This window comes from Micromonospora sp. NPDC048986 (assembly GCF_040649335.1).
GTDB lineage: Bacteria > Actinomycetota > Actinomycetes > Mycobacteriales > Micromonosporaceae > Micromonospora > Micromonospora alfalfae.
This window is the reverse complement of the sequence record NZ_JBEZFJ010000016.1, coordinates 42,306-60,458: the sequence shown is the minus strand read 5'-3', so window position 1 is coordinate 60,458 and position 18,153 is coordinate 42,306. Positions and strand designations below refer to the sequence as shown.

20 protein-coding genes are annotated in these 18,153 nt (G+C 68.5%); 11 read left to right on the top strand and 9 right to left on the bottom strand.

Translation table 11 applies throughout. From position 1 onward, the window contains the following. Positions 1–2: 2 nt before the first annotated feature. The 3 genes from AB0B94_RS27715 to AB0B94_RS27705 all read left to right on the top strand — a co-directional run bounded on the left by AB0B94_RS27715 (position 3) and on the right by AB0B94_RS27705 (position 2,220). The gene (locus AB0B94_RS27715) at positions 3–221 is read left to right on the top strand and encodes a hypothetical protein (RefSeq protein ID WP_357286772.1); all 219 of its coding nucleotides are present in this window, start codon (positions 3–5) and stop codon (positions 219–221) included. Between the two features lie 65 nt (positions 222–286). Next, positions 287–994, top strand: a complete 708-nt coding sequence (locus tag AB0B94_RS27710; protein ID WP_357286768.1) for a hypothetical protein — start codon at positions 287–289, stop codon at positions 992–994. After that, positions 991–2,220 carry a primary-amine oxidase gene (locus tag AB0B94_RS27705; protein ID WP_357286766.1) on the top strand — a complete coding sequence of 410 codons (1,230 nt, stop codon included), beginning with the start codon at positions 991–993 and terminating at the stop codon, positions 2,218–2,220. Before AB0B94_RS27710 ends, AB0B94_RS27705 begins: the two co-directional genes overlap by 4 nt. Positions 2,221–2,448: 228 nt before the next feature. Here the strand turns inward: AB0B94_RS27705 and AB0B94_RS27700 are convergent, their stop codons facing one another. Both AB0B94_RS27700 and AB0B94_RS27695 read right to left on the bottom strand, forming a co-directional pair. Next, positions 2,449–2,829, bottom strand: a complete 381-nt coding sequence (locus AB0B94_RS27700) for a VOC family protein (RefSeq protein ID WP_357286762.1) — start codon at positions 2,827–2,829, stop codon at positions 2,449–2,451. Between the two features lie 344 nt (positions 2,830–3,173). Next, positions 3,174–3,407, bottom strand: a complete 234-nt coding sequence (locus AB0B94_RS27695) for a holin (protein ID WP_088990712.1) — start codon at positions 3,405–3,407, stop codon at positions 3,174–3,176. 459 nt (positions 3,408–3,866) lie between these two features. On the opposite strand from AB0B94_RS27695, the gene AB0B94_RS27690 reads away from it, so the two are divergent. Both AB0B94_RS27690 and AB0B94_RS27685 read left to right on the top strand, forming a co-directional pair. Then, the gene (locus AB0B94_RS27690; protein ID WP_357286759.1) at positions 3,867–4,169 is read left to right on the top strand and encodes a hypothetical protein; all 303 of its coding nucleotides are present in this window, start codon (positions 3,867–3,869) and stop codon (positions 4,167–4,169) included. A gap of 205 nt (positions 4,170–4,374) precedes the next feature. Beyond that, on the top strand, positions 4,375–4,782 hold the full coding sequence (locus AB0B94_RS27685; RefSeq protein ID WP_357286756.1) for a nitroreductase family deazaflavin-dependent oxidoreductase: 408 nt from the start codon (positions 4,375–4,377) through the stop codon (positions 4,780–4,782). Positions 4,783–4,821: 39 nt separating this feature from the next. Here AB0B94_RS27685 and AB0B94_RS27680 read toward each other — a convergent pair whose 3' ends face one another. From AB0B94_RS27680 to AB0B94_RS27670, 3 genes are all read right to left on the bottom strand, one after another. Then, positions 4,822–5,250 (bottom strand): DUF4279 domain-containing protein, encoded by a 429-nt coding sequence (locus tag AB0B94_RS27680; protein ID WP_357286753.1) that lies wholly within the window; start codon positions 5,248–5,250, stop codon positions 4,822–4,824. 202 nt (positions 5,251–5,452) lie between these two features. Next, complete coding sequence (locus tag AB0B94_RS27675; protein WP_357286750.1) at positions 5,453–6,280, bottom strand: SAM-dependent methyltransferase; 828 nt, start codon at positions 6,278–6,280, stop codon at positions 5,453–5,455. 202 nt (positions 6,281–6,482) lie between these two features. Further along, a complete protein-coding gene (locus AB0B94_RS27670) occupies positions 6,483–8,243 on the bottom strand; it encodes a DUF1996 domain-containing protein (protein WP_357286746.1) in 1,761 nt (586 codons plus the stop codon). Between the two features lie 194 nt (positions 8,244–8,437). Between AB0B94_RS27670 and AB0B94_RS27665 the strand changes: the two genes are divergently transcribed. Together AB0B94_RS27665 and AB0B94_RS27660 are read left to right on the top strand one after the other, a co-directional pair. Beyond that, a complete protein-coding gene (locus AB0B94_RS27665) occupies positions 8,438–9,622 on the top strand; it encodes a cellulose binding domain-containing protein (protein WP_357286742.1) in 1,185 nt (394 codons plus the stop codon). Positions 9,623–9,631: 9 nt separating this feature from the next. Further along, positions 9,632–10,771, top strand: a complete 1,140-nt coding sequence (locus AB0B94_RS27660; protein WP_357286738.1) for a glycosyl hydrolase 53 family protein — start codon at positions 9,632–9,634, stop codon at positions 10,769–10,771. A 67-nt stretch (positions 10,772–10,838) separates the two neighbouring features. Here the strand turns inward: AB0B94_RS27660 and AB0B94_RS27655 are convergent, their stop codons facing one another. Further along, the gene (locus tag AB0B94_RS27655) at positions 10,839–11,159 is read right to left on the bottom strand and encodes a helix-turn-helix domain-containing protein (protein ID WP_357286735.1); all 321 of its coding nucleotides are present in this window, start codon (positions 11,157–11,159) and stop codon (positions 10,839–10,841) included. Between the two features lie 234 nt (positions 11,160–11,393). Between AB0B94_RS27655 and AB0B94_RS27650 the strand changes: the two genes are divergently transcribed. Continuing rightward, complete coding sequence (locus tag AB0B94_RS27650; RefSeq protein WP_357286730.1) at positions 11,394–12,395, top strand: aldo/keto reductase; 1,002 nt, start codon at positions 11,394–11,396, stop codon at positions 12,393–12,395. Further along, complete coding sequence (locus tag AB0B94_RS27645) at positions 12,340–13,308, top strand: helix-turn-helix transcriptional regulator (protein ID WP_357286726.1); 969 nt, start codon at positions 12,340–12,342, stop codon at positions 13,306–13,308. The genes AB0B94_RS27650 and AB0B94_RS27645 overlap by 56 nt, the downstream gene beginning before the upstream one ends. A gap of 18 nt (positions 13,309–13,326) precedes the next feature. Here AB0B94_RS27645 and AB0B94_RS27640 read toward each other — a convergent pair whose 3' ends face one another. Further along, the gene (locus AB0B94_RS27640) at positions 13,327–14,220 is read right to left on the bottom strand and encodes a helix-turn-helix transcriptional regulator (protein ID WP_357286723.1); all 894 of its coding nucleotides are present in this window, start codon (positions 14,218–14,220) and stop codon (positions 13,327–13,329) included. 214 nt (positions 14,221–14,434) lie between these two features. Here AB0B94_RS27640 and AB0B94_RS27635 point away from each other — a divergent pair, with 214 nt between their 5' ends. Next, positions 14,435–15,634 carry an MFS transporter gene (locus AB0B94_RS27635; RefSeq protein WP_357286720.1) on the top strand — a complete coding sequence of 400 codons (1,200 nt, stop codon included), beginning with the start codon at positions 14,435–14,437 and terminating at the stop codon, positions 15,632–15,634. 68 nt (positions 15,635–15,702) lie between these two features. Then, positions 15,703–15,960, top strand: a complete 258-nt coding sequence (locus AB0B94_RS27630) for a DUF6221 family protein (RefSeq protein ID WP_357286717.1) — start codon at positions 15,703–15,705, stop codon at positions 15,958–15,960. Positions 15,961–16,091: 131 nt separating this feature from the next. Here the strand turns inward: AB0B94_RS27630 and AB0B94_RS27625 are convergent, their stop codons facing one another. Both AB0B94_RS27625 and AB0B94_RS27620 read right to left on the bottom strand, forming a co-directional pair. Continuing rightward, a complete protein-coding gene (locus AB0B94_RS27625) occupies positions 16,092–16,694 on the bottom strand; it encodes a hypothetical protein (protein ID WP_357286714.1) in 603 nt (200 codons plus the stop codon). Then, positions 16,694–17,989 carry a GAF domain-containing protein gene (locus AB0B94_RS27620; protein ID WP_357286710.1) on the bottom strand — a complete coding sequence of 432 codons (1,296 nt, stop codon included), beginning with the start codon at positions 17,987–17,989 and terminating at the stop codon, positions 16,694–16,696. Before AB0B94_RS27620 ends, AB0B94_RS27625 begins: the two co-directional genes overlap by 1 nt. Positions 17,990–18,153 lie beyond the last annotated feature (164 nt).

Sequence of the window (18,153 nt, the reverse complement as noted above, 5' to 3'; positions counted from 1 at the left end):
TCATGGCTCGATGGCAGGAGCCCCCTGGCTTCGGCAAGCGTCTGCTGACCGCCCTGGCGGTGGCGCTGGTCGTCACGATGGGGCTGGCAGTGGCAGTCAACTTCGTGGGCCTTTCCCGCACGGGTGTGCTCATTTCCTACGCGGTCATCGGGATCGTCTGTGGGGTGGCGGTGCTGTTCGTCGCCTTCCGCTCGCAGGGCCGACCCACCAACCGTAAGTAGTCCGAGGGGAGGTGGCCGGTGCGTTCGCGCCCGCCACCTCCCCTTCTCAACCGGGGGACCAGAAAATGATCAACGAACGGCTGCGTGCGGCCGCGATGGCCGCCGCTGTGGTCGCCGTCGGATTCGTCGGGTACGCGCTGGGCACGTGGTCCGGACCGGCCGGCTCACCGGCCGCGGCGGAGACCCCGGTCGTTGAGGACCCGCCCGCCGCTCCGGCGCCGGCCGCGGGGACCGGCCGGGACGCGCTGACACCGACCGAGATCGCCATTGCCCGGGAACTGGCAGTCGACGCGGCGCTGCGGGCCGAGACCACCGATGTGACCGGGGCACCCGGGCCGGAGTTGCTGTCCGTGGCGTTGGCTGGCGGAGACGGTCCGCGTCGTGCGGCGGTCCTGCTCTACGACTATCGCGACGATCGCCTGATCAAACGGGTGATCGACCTCGCCGGGCGTGCCGTCGCGGGCTCCTTCTCGGCGACCGACCGGCAGCCGCCGCCGACCGAGCGAGAGGTCACGACCGCGACCGACCTGCTCTGGGCCGACCCGGCAGCGAAGCTGCTGCGTGAACGCTTCCACACCGCGACCGGCCGCGACCTGACCGCCAGGTCAGATGTGGAGGTCGAGGCGCAGACAGTTCCCGACGGCACGGGTGCGGCGGCAGCCTGCGGGGCTCACCGCTGCCTGATGTTGCTGCCCCGCCCGCGCGATGCGGCCTACCTCGACCTGACCGACCTGGTGATCGACCTTTCCACTCGTACGGTGGTGCAACGATGAGACTTCGCGCGTCGCTCGCGGCGCTGGCGCTGGTCGCTGGCATGATCCTGATCCCGCGTGTTGCTCAGGCGGAAGATCCGCAGGCCCGCTGCGGCGCGGCGTCGATGGTTGCGCAGACCCTGCCTGGCGGCACCCGCTGGCGGATGTGCTGGCACATCGACCCGCAGACCGGCCTGGTCCTCGAGGACGTGTCGGTCGCCTACCGCGGCGCGCCGGAACCCATGCGGGTACTCGAGTCGATCACGTTGAGCCAGCTCAACGTGCCCTACGACTCGGGCCAGACGGAGTGGAACGACATCACCTCGTTCGGCTTCGGCGGCGACACCATGCAGGAGCTGACCGGCCGGGAGTGCCCGGACGGGTCCCGGCGCGCGCCCTATCGCGGTGCCGCCAGGGTGCTGTGCGTGACCGCCGACGCCACCGGCCCGGCGCAGCGTGTCAACGACACCGGAGAGCAGGCCCTCTACACCCGCGAGGGTCACGACTTGGTGCTGCGCACCGTGTCCAAGGTCGGCTGGTACGAATATCTGACCGAGTACCGTTTCGGCGACGGCGGCCGGATCACCGCCCGGCTCGGCGCGACCGGCGACCTCTCGCCCAACGACTACACCATCGCCAAGGCGGGCTGGCCGATCGGCGAGGGCCAGCAGGACAACGCGGCCGCCCACCACCACAACGCGATCTGGCGGGTCGACTTCGACCTGGCTGGTGGTGGTGGCGAGCGGGTGGAGCAGCTTGACAGCACGCCCACCGGCAGGCAGGGCCGCAACTCGGCGATCCTCGAGTTGACCCGCACCCCGATCCCCGCCGAGGCCAACCTCACCACGGCAAACCGTCGCTGGTGGCGGGTGGTCAGCACGACCAGCGTCAACGCCGACGACCACCCGCGCTCCTACGATCTGGCGCTGGGCGCGGGCGACGTCTACGAGAGCCGCCCCGAGACCCGGCCGGACGTGTCGGTCACCCAGCAGCGGGCGTGCGAGAAGTTCGCCACCTTCAACCTGGACCCGGAGTGCGGTGCCCGCTCGGTGCTGCAGTACGTGAACGGCGAGCAGTTGACCGACCCGGTGATGTGGGTCCGCATCGGCTTCCACCACGTCCCACGCGACGAGGACCAGAGTCCGATGCACACCCACTGGCAGGGTTTCGATCTCAACCCGCGCGACTTCACCGCGACCAACCCGCTGGCACCCAGCGCCCGAGCGACGATCAACGGCCGCCCCTAGCTTGATCTTCAACCCCCGGGAGAGGCCGCGCGGGTTGAAGTCAACTAGGCGGCTGTATGGAACTGGCGGTGGTTCAACCGCATCCGCCGTCGGCTCGACGGGTGAGCCCGCTCATCCCAGACGGGGCTGGGCGAGCGTCCACCCAGCCCCCCGGCTATTGATGGGGGCCGCCAGAATTTGTCGGCGGCTGCGGCGTGGCGGCTGCGTCGATCGTGTGGGCGCGGGCCGTCAGAGCGGGTCGAGTCGGCGCTTGAGCAGGCAGAACTCGTTGCCTTCTGGATCGGCTAGGACGTGCCAGGACGCGTCCGCAGGCTGACCGATGTCGACGGGTTTGGCCCCGGCGGCCAGGAGGCGTTCGAGCTCGGCGTCCTGATCGCGGTCGGTGGGGTTGACGTCGATGTGCAGCCGGGCCTGCCCGTTCTTCGGCTCGTCGTCGCGGATGAGGAAGATCGTCGGCTGCGGGCCGCCGAACCCTTCACGTGGGCCTATCTCGATGTAGACCTCCGCTTCGCGATCGAGCTCTATGAAGTCCAGGACCTCGCACCAGAACCGCGCCAGCGCCTCGGGGTCGCGGCACTTGAGAACGAGCTCACCGATACGGCATGCCATTTGACGAAACCTACTCTCAGCACGGGAACTGCCGGGGCTGCCGCACGCGGATCTCATGGGGTCCCTGCAGTGAGAACAAGTTCGCGATCGTACCGGGCTGTGGCAGTGCCCCGCTTTTGCGTCAGTGATCCGCCGAGGCGCTTGGGTGCGCCAAGGTCGCCTTCGACCAATCCGGGGCGTCGACCTCCGTTGTCAGGGGCAGCGGCTTGCCGGAGGACCGGTATGGCAACTCGCGGGTGGGGCTCGGGTCAGCCAGGCTGCACCCGACGAATGTCCGGAGGTGATGAGACGCCCCCACCGGTCCGAAGCCCAGCGGGGGCGCAACAGTTTGCAGCCGCCTGAGGCTACTGTTCGGCACCGACAAGGCTGGGCGAGTCGCCCTCTCCCGACACCTTCGCACTCACCAGCGAGGTGAGCACCGACAGCACCGCCGCACCGGACGCGATGCCACCGGCCGCTGCCCAATCCGCCTGCCATGCGTTGAACACGACGTCAGCGCCCCAGTAGAGCAACAGACCCTGCGCGGCGCTCTTCACCGCCCGCTCGGCGGTGGCCTTCCAGAACTTTGTGGTGAACATTGTGGTACCTCCAGGGGTAGGTTCATCGGACGGTCCATACGTCAAGAATGCCTGGTCAGGGGCGGTTGGTGCTTGCCGCGCTGTCCGGGGTCGCCGGCCCACGGCAGCGGCGGTGACCAGAACGCGATTCGGGCGCAAGCCGACAGCATCCGGGTCGGGGCGGACGCGTTGAAGCGCAGCAGGCGGGGAAGGCGGCGCGCGGCCTGTGACGGTCATGAGGCGGCAGGCAGGCCGGTAGCGTTGGGTTGGTGGGGCGCAGCGCCGAGTGGGTCAAAGCCGGATCGCGTCGCGCGTCCGTGGTGCTCGCCGCCCGCTCGCTGACAGCGGCAGATCAGTGCGACCGGTCTTGTGGGCCGCGCAGCGGAACTGGCCCAGCGGGGAGTCGAGGGTGATGGCAAGATCGGTCTGTCACTCGGGACGTCCCCTGGGAGTGAGCCGGGAAGGCCTGTAGGAGGAATCGTGCCGGACGCGCTGGACCTTCTGGCGGGCCCGGTCTGCCTCGGATTTGGCGTGGTGTTCACGCTGCAAGCAGTTCGGCGCTTGTGGACGCAGAGACGGCAGGGCCAGCAGCCGCCTCGCGGAGAACTCCTCAGTGGGCACGAGTTGCTATGGGAGGGTCTCGCGGTCAGCCTGCTCGGGACCGCCAACCTGCTCGACAGGCCTTGGACACTTCTGGCCATTCCAGCCGTGGTTGTGATCCTGGTGCTCGCGGTGCGCATCCTCTTGCGCCTGGTACAGGAACGGTCACGCCGAGCAGGTTGAACAAGCCGGCTAGACAATCATCAGTTGCATCGGCCGCGCCGATGATCTCGTGGTCGGTTCCCGTACGGCGATATTCGAGCAGTCTGGTCTGGACGAGTCGGCGGCCGAAAGCAGCGAACGCTTGTGGTCTGCGCGAGCAAGCAGTGGGCGCAGGGGAGTGTCAGAATCGTGTCGACGGAGCCGGTGCGTGGGGCGAGGAGAAGACATGAGTGACTGGAACGACAAGATCATCGCTGAGTTTCGCGACAACGGTGGGCAGGTCGGCGGTCAGTTCGCTGGCGCACCACTGCTGCTGTTGCACACCGTCGGCGCCAAGAGCGGCCAGCCCCGCGTGAACCCGATGATGTATCAGAAGGTGGACGGCGGCTATGCCGTGTTCGCATCCAAGGGTGGTGCCCCCAGCAATCCCGACTGGTACCACAACCTGCTCGCCGACCCGAAGGCCCAGGCGGAGATCGGTACGGACAAGGTCGAGTTGGTAGCCAGAGTCGCCGCCGGGGACGAACGGGAACGGATCTGGAGCGCGCAGAAGGCCGCGTACCCAGGCTTCGCCGACTACGAGCGGAAGACCACCCGCCAGATCCCAGTCGTCGTACTGGAACCCAGGCAGTAGAGGGCCACCTCAGACAGTCGTCGGCGTGCCAGCCCAGCCTCAGTCATCTCCGTATTCGTCCACGTCCAGCTCGGCCCCTGTGTGGCGAAGGAACTCCAGGGCCCGGCGATCGAGGTGCCAGCCGAGACGGTGCTGCTGGTCGCCATCGTCGTCATTGAAGTAGCGCACGACCTGGAGTGTCGAGGTTCGACCCTCGCCTTCGGATTCGTCGATCACTCGCACGAGGGCCGCGATCTCATCGGCTACAGGCGCAAGGCGGTCGATGATGCGGTGAATCTGCTCATCGACCGTCAAGCCGCTGTCCCGACAGACCACCCTCCACGAATGGACGCGCGGCACCGGAGGGTTCTCCCTCCTGCTTCCCAGGACGCTGATCTCGTCTGGCTCCATGCCCAACCGCGTCGTCATCTCGCGCGCCGGGAGATCGCGCGAACGCATCGAGAAATACACGTACTGGTGTACCCGCATGACCCCGATCGTGGCAGTGAACCGGCACAGCAAACACCCGCAATACCAGGGCATGCCCGATCCGTGCCCGACACTGTTGTCAATAACGGAGTCGGCGGTGGTGGGTGTGCGCCGCTGCGAGCCGGCATGGCAGGTCAGACGTGTTCCGTGGGTCCGTCGCCGGGGCGTACTCCCGTCGACGGACCTCAGCAGCAGACGGAGCCTACGGTTTGCGGGCGAGGAGCCCGACGAAGGTGTGATAGGTGTCGGTCTGCACCGTGGCCGGTGCGTCCGGCTCTGGGCGCCACTCGGCCAGCGGCACCAGCCCCGGCTCCAGCACCGTCAGCCCGTCGGCGAGCGAGAGGATCTCCTCGTCGGTGCGCCAGCGGCCGGTGCCCAACGATTCGTTGAAGACCCGCTCGACTTCGCGGGCCTTGCGGGAGCCTTCCGGGTCTCGTTCGCCCGGGTCGCGGAAGTGCGAGATCGCCACGTAGCTGCCGGAGGGCAGCGCGTCGATCAACGCGGCGGCGACCGCCTTCGGGTCCTCGTCGTCGCCAAGGTGGTGCAGGATCGCGAAGAGCAGCAAGCCGATCGGCCGGTCGAAGTCGAGGAACCGGCGTACGTCCGGGTGGTCGAGGATTTCCCGGGGCTCCCGGATGTCCGCCTGGATCACCGTCGCGGTGCCTTCCGCGGCGAGCAGGGCTCGCCCGTGTGTCAGGACGATCGGGTCATTGTCCACATAGACCACCTGAGCCTTCGGGTTCTGCTCGGTGGCGACCTCGTGCACGTTGCCCTGGGTGGGCAGCCCCGATCCGATGTCGAGGAACTGGTCGATGCCCGCCTCAGCGACAAGGAAGCGGATCACCCGACGCAGGAAGGCCCGGTTCGCCTGACCGGCGGCCGGCCCGTCCGGGGTGATGCGCAGGGCGTGCTCGGCGACCCTCCGATCGGCCTCGAAGTTGTCCTTGCCACCCAGGAAGAAGTCGTAGACCCGGGCCACGCTGGGAATGTTGGGGTCGATACCGGGGGGTGCCGCCTTGTCGCGGGTCACAGGCGTCTCCATTCGATGGGGATTGGCGCAGGTCGAGGTCTGCGGCGGTGCCGGCGTTCCGGCGAGTGTAACGATCGGGCGGGTTGAAGTTTGCCCCACTGGTATCGCTCCCAGTGAATCGTCCCATCGGTAATGGCGACACACCGGGTCGCGGCCGGCGGCCGGCCGCGACCCGCTCCGCCCGAACGACGCGGCCCCGGCGTCAGGAGCAGTTCTTGCCCTTGTTGATGCAGGTGGCGATGCGTTGCATCGTCTGGGCTGAGTTGACGTTGACGAAGTCGTTGTGGTCGGAGAAGGGGTTGTGGTTCTCCTCGGGGAAGGAGTCGAGGGCGTACTGGCCCTTGACCTGCACGTCGCGGGCGATGTCGTAGGCCACTGTGATCCGCAGTTGCGGGATCGCCCGGAAACCCTGTGGGCAGGCGCCGGTGGCCTTGTCGGCGAACGCGACGTGGTTGCGGTGGTTGTCGCTGTCGACGTTCCTGCCGTCCCAGCAGCCGGGGAAGTCGTGGATACGCTGCACCTGACTGCCGGCGGGGCAGATCGGGTACTTGTCGGAGAGCCGGTCGGTGAAGCCCGAGCAGGTCCAGGTGGCGCGGGCGTTGGCCGGGCCACGGCTGGTGGGCTTGGCGTCGCCGGTGAGGGCCCGGAGGAACTTCGGCATCGGCACCACAGGGCTGACGGGGTTGCCACGGTATTCGATCAGCACCTGCGCCGGGCGGACGATGCCGCCGGTGTTGCCGGGCAGCTCAAGGTTCGGTCCCTGCGGGTCGGGGAGCGCGGCGGCGGTGGTGGGTGCGCTGCTCGGTGCCGCCGGGGTGCTCGGCGCCTGGTCCAGCGTGCAGCCGGCGAGCGCGTCGAGACCCTGCGGGCGGGGGGCCTGCCGCCCGATCGCGGTGGCGATCCGGTCGAGCACGGCGACCCGCTTGGCGCGCAGCGGTTTGAGGATGGCGTTGTCGACGAAGGCCGGGCCGCCCTGGCCACGACTGGTGACCAGGCGCTCGTTGGCCTCGGAGATCTGCCGGTCGAGGTCGTCGAGGTTGCGGTTCACCTCGGCAAGCGCCCGATCGGGTACGCCGGGCAACCTGTCCCGCACGGCCGGGCACTGGATGCGTGGATTCGCGGCCTGGGCCGCCTTGACGCTCGCCCGGTGGGCGCTGCCGGGCATCCGGGCGTGCATGTCGTCGTAGCTGACGTCACAGTCGACAAGCGAGACCAGGCCAGGCTGGTTACCGCCAGCGGCGGTGATCGTGGTGCTGATCTGCTTGATCATCGCGGCGCGGCGGGCCCGCAGCGAGTCGATGACCTCCCGGTTGAATGCGGCGTCGATGCGGCCCCGGCTGGCGGTCATCCGGTGGTTCGCGGCGGCCTGCTGGCGATCCAACTCGGCCAGCAGACGGTCGACGGTGCCGCGGGCCCCGGTGGGGACGGCGCGCAGCCGTTTGCCGACCGAGGGGCAGACGACCATGGGTTGGGTCTGGGCGAGGGCCTGCTGGAGTTGCTTGCCGCCGCGGACGGTCTTGTCGATGCGCACCACCGGCCAGAAGTAGGACGACTTGTCGCCGTTGCGGCAGGTGGTGCCGGAGGCGTCCAGATCGGCGTCGGAGGAGTTCGCGGTGATGGCCAGGTTGCCGACGAAGTCGTGGACGTGTTCGGCGCCGTTGCGGATGCCGGGCTGGGCCACCGGATTGTCCGGGCTGAACTTGCCGTTGCCGTTCGTGCCGCAGTCGACGGTGAACCTGCCGGTCGACGCACCGGCGGCCGGCCTCGGGTTCTGCACGTTCGGCGGCACGTTCTCGATCGACACGAACTGGTCCAGGCTGGTGGCGGCATCCGCGACGCCCTTGCCGCCACCGGAGACGAAGGTGGCGGTGAGCGCGCCGGTGGCCGCCAGCACGAGCGCGGCCATGGCGAGTCGGGCCGGCCGGGTCTGGCCCAGTGCGGTCCCGTTCTTTCTGCGGTTCATCGGAATCTCCTCAAAGCCGGAAAGAGCTCCGGTGCTGTGCTGTCTCCCCTCGGTACGGGCCAACGGGCGGTCAACGGTCAGCGGTCACCGGGCACGTCACGGTTCGGTAAGAAGTCGGGCATGAGCCGCGCCGATCAGTGGCCGAGGCGTGAGACGCGTTGGCGATCATCGATCCCTTGTTGCATCGTCGACGTATGGCAGGCGTTCGCTCGTCCTCGCTGTTCCGCCGTCTGCGGCCGGGCCTGCTGGCCGCCGTCGTGCTGTCGACGGCGGTGCTCGGCACCGCTCTGAGCGCCGCACCGGCGGCCGACGCCGGCACCGTGACGCCCGCCGCGTACCCAGAGGTCGCCCCGGCGCCCGCTGGGGCCGCGGTGTCCGTCGCAGCGCCGGCCGGGACCGCCCCGCCAACGCCGACGCCGACAGCGCCGTCCAGTACGCCGAGCACCGCGCCCGTCCCGCCGAGCCCGCCTACGAACCTGACCGCCAGCGAGGTCCGGACCGGGTCGATCACCCTCACCTGGACGGCCGCCGCGTCCAGCTGCTGCGCCATCACCGGCTACGACATCACGTACTACCAGGAGTTCGGCGACGTCATCTTCAGCGCTACCGCCGGCGCGGTCACCACCACCACGATCACCGCCCACGTTGGGCCGGGTATGCAGCTCTCGTTCCGAATGATCGCCCGGGACAGCCTCGGGCAACGTTCGAACTGGTCGGACATGCTGACCGTGGTCACACCGGTGACGGACACCGGCCCGGACACCACCCCGCCGGGCGCGCCGCAGAGCCTGACCGTCGGCGAGATGACCGCCTCGACGGCCACGTTGTCCTGGTCGCCGTCGACTGACAACGTCGGCGTGCTCGGGTATGACGTCTACCGGTTCGACGGCTGGTTCATCTCCAGGCTGATCGCCACTGTGCCGGGTACGACGTACACGACGTCGCTACCTGCGTCGACGCCGCAGCGCAATCTGTACTACGTGCGGGCCCGCGACGCGGTGGGCAACGTGTCGATCGCGTCCAACACTGTCGAGTTGCCCGCGACGCCCCCGCCGCCCTCCACCTGCCGGGTGACCTACCGCAACCAGTCCGAGTGGCCGGGCGGCTTCGTGGCCTCAGCGACGGTCCACAACGCCGCGACGACGCCGGTCGACGGCTGGACCGTGACCTTCAGCTTCCCCGGCGACCAGCAGGTCACCTCGGGGTGGAACGCCACGATCGGCCAGACCGGTGCCACCGTGACCGCCCGCAACGTCGACTGGAACCGTGTCCTCGCGCCGGACGGCTCGGTGACCTTCGGCATCCAGGGCCGGTGGGGCGTCAGCGACGCGCCGCCGACCGGTTTCTCGCTGAACGGCACCCCCTGCACAGTGGGCTGAAGGAGTCTCGTGGACACCAAACCGGTCACCCCCCACCGCCGCCCCAGGGCCCTGCTCGGGGCCGTCACGGCCGGCATCCTCGTCGTCGCCACCACGCTCGGCGGCACGCCCGCACCCGCCTCCGCCGCGAACACGCTCACCATGCGCGGCGCCGACGTTTCGTCGTTGCAGCGCAGCCTGGACCTGGGTGCCAGGTACTACGACGCCGGCGGGGTCGCCCGCGACCCGCTGGACATCCTGAAATCCGTCGGCGTCAACTACGTCCGGCTGCGCGTCTGGAACAACCCCATCAGCGGCTACAACAACAAGAGCGCGGTGTTGGGCCAGGCGAGGGCGGCCAGGGCGAAGGGCCTCAAGGTGCTCGTCGACTTCCACTACTCCGACACCTGGGCCGACCCCGGCAAGCAGTACAAGCCGGCCGCCTGGGCCGGACACAACCTGAGCCAACTGCGTACCGACGTCTACGCCTTCACCTACGACGTCTGCTCCAGCCTCAGGGGGCAGGGCACCCCACCGGACAGTGTGCAGATCGGCAACGAGATCAACGTGGGGATGCTGTGGAACGAGGGCAAGGTCGTCAACAACGACTTCGCCCCGCTGGCCGGGCTGCTGAAGCAGGGCTACAACGCGACAAAGGCGTGCGGCAGTGGCATCCCGGTGATGATCCATACCGCAAACGCCGACAGCAACGCCAACGCCCGGTGGTTCTACGACGGCATCCGCGCCCAGGGTGTGCAGTGGGACATCACCGCCCAGTCGTACTACTGCATGTGGCACGGCAGCCTGGCGAACCTCTACAACAACATCGTCGACCTGCGCGGGCGCTACGGCAAGCCGGTGGTGATCGTGGAGACCGCGTACCCCTTCACCCGCAACAACGCGGACAGCGAGCCGAACGCCATCGGCGACGCGACCTGCGACGGCATCAGCGCGACCTGGGCCGGGCAGGCCCAGGAGTTCGACTGGGTGCAGAACACCGCCCGCAACGCGGGCGCCATCGGTGTCTTCTACTGGGAACCGACCTGGTACGCCGTCCGCGGCAACGGCTGGGACCCGGCCAACATCAACGGCACCGGAAACCAGTGGGACAACATGGCCGTCTTCGACTGGTCCGGGCGGGTGAACCCGGGCGTGCGCTGGACGCCCTGACCACTTCTGCGCGCGCGTAGAAACCGAGTGCAGCCACTACGACGATCGTCGTAGTAATGACACGAACTCAGGCCGCGCCTGCCCGCGTCTCGGTGCCGGCGGCAGCCACCACCGCCGAGAGTAGGCCGGGAAACCGGCGTTCGATCTCGTCCGCGCGCAGGGCGTTCATCTTGGTTGTTCCCACGTAGTATTGGCGGATCACGCCGGCCTCGCGCAGCGTGTTGAAATGGTGCGTCAGCGTCGAGACCGACACGGGCGTCTCGAACGTGCCGCAGCTCATGTCCGTGCCGTTGCTGGCCAATTGGGACACCACCGCTCGTCGTACCGGATCCGCCAACGCCTCCATGACCTGCTGGAGGGAGACCTCGGACAGGTCGGGGTGCTTCACGGTCCGGGCGGCACTACGAGGGCGGGGCACGGCAACTCCTTAGAACGGGCGCATCGCAACCCAGCCATCGTGCGACGCTAATCAAAGTATCCCGGACCGATCAGACCCGGGCCCCGTCGGATCGTCGCCCTGTCGGGCCGGGGATAGGCAGAACGCCGATAACGGCGCCGATCTGCCGCAGGCTGGTGATGAGCGCTCGGAAGGCGCTCGTGGCATCCAGGAAGAGAAACCAACATGATCTTGCAGAAGCATGCGATCGGTGGTCAAGGGCTGGTCGCCTCGGTCGAGGGACTCGGCACCATGGGCATGACCGCGATGTACGGCACCCCGGACGACGCCGAGTCCGCCGCCACCGTTCACCGCGCACTCGAACTGGGCGTGACCCTGTTCGACACCGCCGACATGTACGGCCCCCTCACCGGGGAGGAACTGCTCGGCCGCGCACTGAGAGGGCGTCGCCACCAGGCCATCATCGCGACAAAGTTCGGCGGCGTGACGCTCGACGATGCCGGCCGCATCATCGGCGGCGCCAACGGGCAGCCTGACTACGTCCGCAAGTCGCTCGACGGATCGTTGCGCCGGCTCGGCACCGACTACGTCGACCTGTACCTCCAGCATCGGGTCGACCCGAACGTACCGGTCGAGGAGACCTTCGGCGCGCTCGGCGAACTCGTCGCCGAAGGCAAGATCCGCTACCTCGGGATCAGCGAGGCGTCGCCGCAGAACATCCGTGCCGCGCACGCCACCGCGCCGCTGTCGGCGGTGCAGACCGAGTACTCGCTGTTCACCCGCAACGTGGAGACCAACGGCGTGCTCGACACGGTGCGTGAACTGGGCATCGGGTTCGTGGCGTACGCACCGTTGGGCCGTGGTTTCCTCACCGGCTCAGTTCGTAGTCTCGAAGACCTGCCCGAGAACGACTGGCGTCGTACCTGGCCCCGGTTCGCCGAGGAGAACCTGCGGCAGAACCTGCTCCTGGTGGACCGGATCCGCGCCATCGCGGAACAGGCGGGTGTCACGCCCGGCCAGCTCGCGTTGGCCTGGGTGTTGGCGCAAGGTGACCACATCACCGCAATTCCGGGCACCAAGCGCCGCACGTATCTGGAGGAGAACGTCGCCGCCGCGCAGCTCAAGATTGACGCCGGCTTGCTCGATGAACTGAGCGCCGCCGCTCCGGTCGGTGCCGCCGTCGGCGAGCGCTACACCGGACCGGCGATGGCCGCGATCCAGGAGTAGCTTCCGACATCGACGGGATTGGCGGCGCCACCAGCGGTGCTGGTGGCGCCGCGATCCGGAAGGGCAGTTCGTGGCACGAACCGAACTCGGCGACTTCCTGCGGGCTCGCCGACAAGCGCTTCGCCCGGCCGACGTCGGGCTCCCTTCACGCGGGCGGCGCCGCACCCCCGGCCTCCGCCGTGAGGAAGTCGCACTCCTGGCAAACGTGTCCGTCGACTACTACGAACGACTCGAGCAGTCGCGCAACACCAGCCCCTCGGAGGCTCTACTCGGCAGCCTGGCCCGGGCGCTGCGACTCTCCGTCGACGAACGGGACTACCTCTACCGCCTCGCCGGGCATCCGGCGCCGACGGCCTCCACCATCAGCGGGTACGTCGATCCCGCGATGATGTTCCTCCTCGACGCACTCACCACGGTGCCCGCGCACGTCATCGACGACCGCACCACCATCCTCGCCCAGAACGCCCTCAGTCGCGCGCTGCTGGGCTCCTGGACCGACGGCGACGACCGGCACTCGAACGTGACCTGGCGCTGGTTCACCCACCCCGAATCCCGCGCGCTCAACGTGCCGGAGGAACACGAGGCGATCGGCCGCGGTTACGTGGCCGACCTACGGGCAGCCGCCGCGCGCGGCGGCCACGACCCCGTATCCGAGCAACTGATCGCCGATCTCACCACCGTCAGCCCGGAATTCGCACAGTACTGGTCCGACATGCAGGTCGCCCCGCTACAGACCACCCGCAAAATCCTCGTCCATCCGCAAGCCGGGCGGCTGGACGTACAGTGCGACTTCGTTCTCAGCACCACCACGGGTCAGCGCTTGGTCATCTTCCGGCCGCAACCCGGCACGGCCACCGCCGACAGTTTCGACTTCCTGCGCGTCCTCGGCGAACAATCCTTCGATCGCTCCTGAATCGCTACGCCGATTCCGTCACTGTGCTGCGGCGGCCCGCTCCTGTGCGGCGTCTGCTCCCCAACTGGCCAGCAGCCGAAGCGCCTCTTCCGAGAGCGACCCGGGCTCGGCGTGGTAGGTGCTCAGCAACTGCTCCAGATCACCGGGGAGCGCGAGTGTCTCGTAGCGAAGAGTCAACTCACCCACGAGTGGGTGTGACAGGCGCATGATGCCGTGCGTCTTCTTCTTGACGTCGTGGGTGGCCCACAGCCTGCGGAAGTCTTCGCTCTTCAAGGACAGTTCGCCGACCAGGGACGCCAGCAACGGGTCGTCCGTGTGCAGGCCGGCACCCAGCCGTAGCTGTCCCACCACGTCGTACGCCTTGGCTTCCCAGTCAGGGAACAACGTCCGGGAAGCCGGGTCGAGGAAAGTGATCCTGGCCCAGTTCCGGTCCGCTGAGGCGCGAGCCGCCCAGTCACCGAAGAGGGCGGAGGCGGTCTGGTTCCAGGCCAGCACATCGGTGCGGGGGCCCCATACGTACGCTGGCACACCTTCCAGGGCGGCGAGCAGGTCTCGGATCTCGGGCCGCACCTGCTGGCGCGGTGGCCCGGGCCGGCGCTGAGGCCGTTTGGGCTGGGCGAGTCGCACCAGATGGGCGTGCTCGACTTCGGAGAGTTCGAGTACGCGGGAGATCGCGTCCAGCACCTCACGCGAGACGTTGCGGGCGTTGCCCTGCTCGAATCGCGTGTAGTACGCCGCGGAGACCCCCGCGAGTTGCGCGAGTTCTTCCCGGCGCAGGCCCGGGACGCGGCGGCGTCGGCTGTGGTCGGTCAGCCCAACATCTGCCGGTTTCCGGCGTGCCCTGCGGGTGCGCAGAAACTCGCTCAGTTCGGCGGCTGAGGAATCGCTCTGGGTGGCGTGGCCAGTTGCCATATCTCAATTGTTCCACGCTGTGGGCAGCCCAGCCTGTCCCTGCCAGTGATAGTCACACGAGACGTAGACCAAGCAGGTGGCTGGTTAGCACTGCGCGCCTGAAGCAGACTCGACGTGTCCTGAGGAAACAGTTTTCAAGCCCATCCGGGCCACGCAGGATTTCCGTCATCGGTCCACCCGGATGGGCTCACCGCCCTATTTCTGAAAGAGCACCATGACCACCACCGCATTCACAGGCCCGAGTCCGACGACCGCACGGCCGGGCCGCCTTCCGGGAAAAGCATTGTTCGGCCTTTTCATGGCCGGCTTTATCAGCATCCTCACCGAATGCCTGCCGGCGGGCCTGCTGCCGGAAATGAGCCGCACTCTGCACACGAGCGTCTCGCTCACGGGCCAGACGGTGACGATCTACGCGCTCGCCACAGCGCTCGGCGCCATCCCTCTCGCGTGGGCGACAGCCAGCTGGCCGCGCAAGCACATCCTGCAACTTGCCCTGGCCGTGGTCGCCGTCACCAACGCGCTCACCGCGCTGTCCGATGACTACAGGCTGACGATGGTGCTGCGCTTCGTCGCAGGTCTGGGAACCGGACTCATCTGGCCTCTTCTCGGCGGCTACGCTGCCCGGCTCGCGCCCCAGGGACGACAAGGCCGTGCCATCGCCATCGCCCTTGCCGGGACCCCGATCGGGCTGGCCCTGGGCATCCCACTGGGGACCTGGCTGAGCACCCTCGGGGGCTGGCAACTCGCCTTCCACGCCTCTGCTGCCGTGACCGTCATGACCATGGCCTGGGTCCTGGTGGCGGTGCCGAACCTGCCCGGCCAACCGGTCGACGCCCGTTTCAGGATCTCGCAGGTCCTGGTTGTGCCCGGACTGCGGCCCATTCTGTTCGCGCTGGCCACGTACATGATCGCTCACAACCTTCTCTACACGTACATCACCGACCTCCTGCTTCACCTGGGGATGGCCGACCAGACCGGCTGGGTGCTCTTCGTCTTCGGAGTCACCTCCGTGCTCAGCGTCCTCGTGGTCGGAACCCACATCGACCGCCACCTGCGCAAGCTAGCCGTGGGCAGCACCCTGCTCTTCGGGGCCAGCGTGCTCGTCCTGGGCGTCGTCGCGGACGCACCGGCGCTGGCCTACGTCGCCGTCGCCGCATGGGGCTTCGCGTTCGGCAGTTCCCCGAGCCTGTTCGTGGGCGCCACGATCAACGCCACCGGAGAAGCCGCCAACGTCGCTCAGTCGATCACCATCACGGTCTTCTCGGCTTCTATCGCAACCGGCGGTCTCATCGGCGGTCTCCTGCTCGCCGGCCTGGGCACCGCCTCGATCACCTGGGCGGCACTCATCCTCCTGATCGTCGCGGCCGCCACCGTCGTCGGCGGCAAGAAGTACGCGTTCCCCAGGAATGGCTGAAGCCGGGCGGCAGCGGCGGTGAGTGAACCGTGTTCGAGCCACAGTTGGCAGTGCGCGAGAATCGACAGATGGAAGATCTCCTGAGATTCCTTCACCACCGGTACGAGGCGGACTGCCACGCGTACACCGACGTGTTTCACCGCTTCGGGAGCGAAGCTCTCCTCGACAGCCAACTGCCGATGCTCGACCTGGTCGACATGCTGGCGAAGGAGTACGAGGCGATGGACCCCGGCGACGAGCGCTTCGCTGGTCTCGCGTACGCGCTCCGAGTGCTCGTACAGTCGTACAATGAGCACCCCGACTACCGCAAGGAGTGGCGTCCCTAGCTGCTCAGAAGCCGCCGCCCGATGAGGCAGGTCGAGACGCGCGAGATGCGTCTCCTGCTGGGTGACAAGGGGTACGCCCGAAAGCCGGTCGGAACGGAAGGCTGCGGTGGGGTTGGTTCGTCGCTCTCTGGCTATCCCGATCGAGCTGACGTGATCCACGGATGCCCGGGGACAACCACGCTCTCCAGCGTCCGTGGGTCGATACTCCACTGACCGGCGAGCGTGAGCACGGTTTCCTCATCCGGCCACGGCGAAGTCTCGTCATCGTCGTCCCACGGTTCGTCCTCGTCGGGGGCGACCCCGACCCCGAGCGCCTGCTCTTCCATCGTGCGTTCGCCGACGTCGAACAGCACCTCGCCGCGCTCGCCGAGGTAGGCGAATGCTCGCTCCACCACGCCGTCACGGGCGCGTCCCCACCCGTGGTATTCCACGACGCGATGGGTGCCGAAGTACTGCACCTCACCGAGCAGTCGGCTCAGCGCCGCCAGCCAGGCGGCGAATCGGTCGTCTTCGGGCGCGGAAACGTCTCTCGAAGCGGCGAGCGTCCACCGGTCAAGCGGCGGCGTGACCAGCCACTGGCCGTGATCGTCATACGCGGCGGCGACCGCATCACGCCAGTTGGCGGGAGTGGGACGGCTGAGGTTCAGCGCGGCAGCGACGGCATCGGCGTCCCGGTCACGTACGGCGAGCCAATCAAGCTTGTAGCCGAAGCCGAGCGCGGCATCGGGAGCCATCAGCGGTTGAGGTAAGCGGTCAGGCCACCGAGCTCCTCGCTGGCGATGAACACCGACCGTACGTTGAGAATGGCCTCTTCGACGTGGGCGGGGCAGCCCCACGCCGCGTCGCCCCACGAATCAGCGATCTTGACCTCGGCTGGCGCGGTGCACCCCGCGGCACCGCCGAGCTGGCAGTGCTCGGGGTGCGGCGTGGCGGCCTGCGCGGCCGCAGCGGCACGCATCTGGGTGGCGAGTGCCGCGGCGGCGGCGGCGCGCTGCTCAGCCTCGGCGCGCAGTTCCCGCTCCACGCGCAGCACCTTGGCCAGCTCGTCATTTGCCGACTTGGCGCGTGCCTCGGCGGCGAGCTTCGCCTGCTCGATGTGGTGGCGTTCGATGGCCAGGGCCGCGGTGCCGGCGAAGAGCCGGGTGAGGGCGAGGTCGGTGTCCTGCGGGACGCGCGGGGTGCGGTGATACATCGCGAAGGTGCCCAACAGGCCGCCGTCGCGGGCCAGGATCGGCGTGGACCAGCAGGCCGCCAACCCGGCCTGGTCGGCCAGGCCCCGGAAGTCGTCCCAGAACGGATCGGTGGCGATGTCGGTGACGATGACTGGTTCCCGCCGGTGGGCGGCGGTGCCGCACGAACCGACACCTTCGCCGGTCGCGATGCCGTCGATGGCCTGGTTGTAGAAGTCGGGCAGGCTCGGCGCGGCGCCGTGGCGCAGGTGCCGGGCGTCGGGATCGGCGAGCAGGACGGAGACGAGCACCTCCTGCGGTGCGAGGTTCTCGATACAGCGGGCCATCCCGTCGAGCACCTCGGTCAGGGGCGCCTGGCGGGCGATCTGCTCCAGCAGGGCACGGTGTTCGGCCATCAACCGTTGGGCGTGCTTGACCTGCGTCGTCTCCACGCCGAGCACACGGATCCCGGTCACGTTGCCGTCGGCGTCCCGACGCGGCTCGTAGGTGAAGTCGAAGAACGCCTCCCGCGCCTGCGGGCCGTTGCCCAGCACGACCCGGACGTCACGGCCGGTGTACGGCTCACCAGTGCGGAAGACCTGGTCCAGGAGCGCGATGAATCCCTGACCGGCCAGTTCGGGCATCAGCTCGGCGATGGCCACCCCGACCCGGGCCCGCTCCTCGCCGATGGTGGCGAAGAACGCCGGGTTCGCCGTCTCCACCAGGTGCGACGGCCCCGCCAGAGACGCGAAGACGGCGATGGACTGCCCGAACAACGCGCGCAGGTCCTCCTCCGCTGCTTGCTCGGCAGCCGCCGAACCCGCAACAGCAGTAGACCGTTGGCCTGGTACTGCGGTCATGGTGTGGCTTCGCCTCTCGTCTGCGGATACGGGAACGCCGGTGGTGCCACCCGGGCGGTGAGGGTGGCCGTGGTGCGGAGGTGCTTGGCCAAGGCCACCGCCGGTGCAGCGTACCCATCTGCCCGACACTCAGGTCCTACCCACCAACCAGGCACCGCAACCCG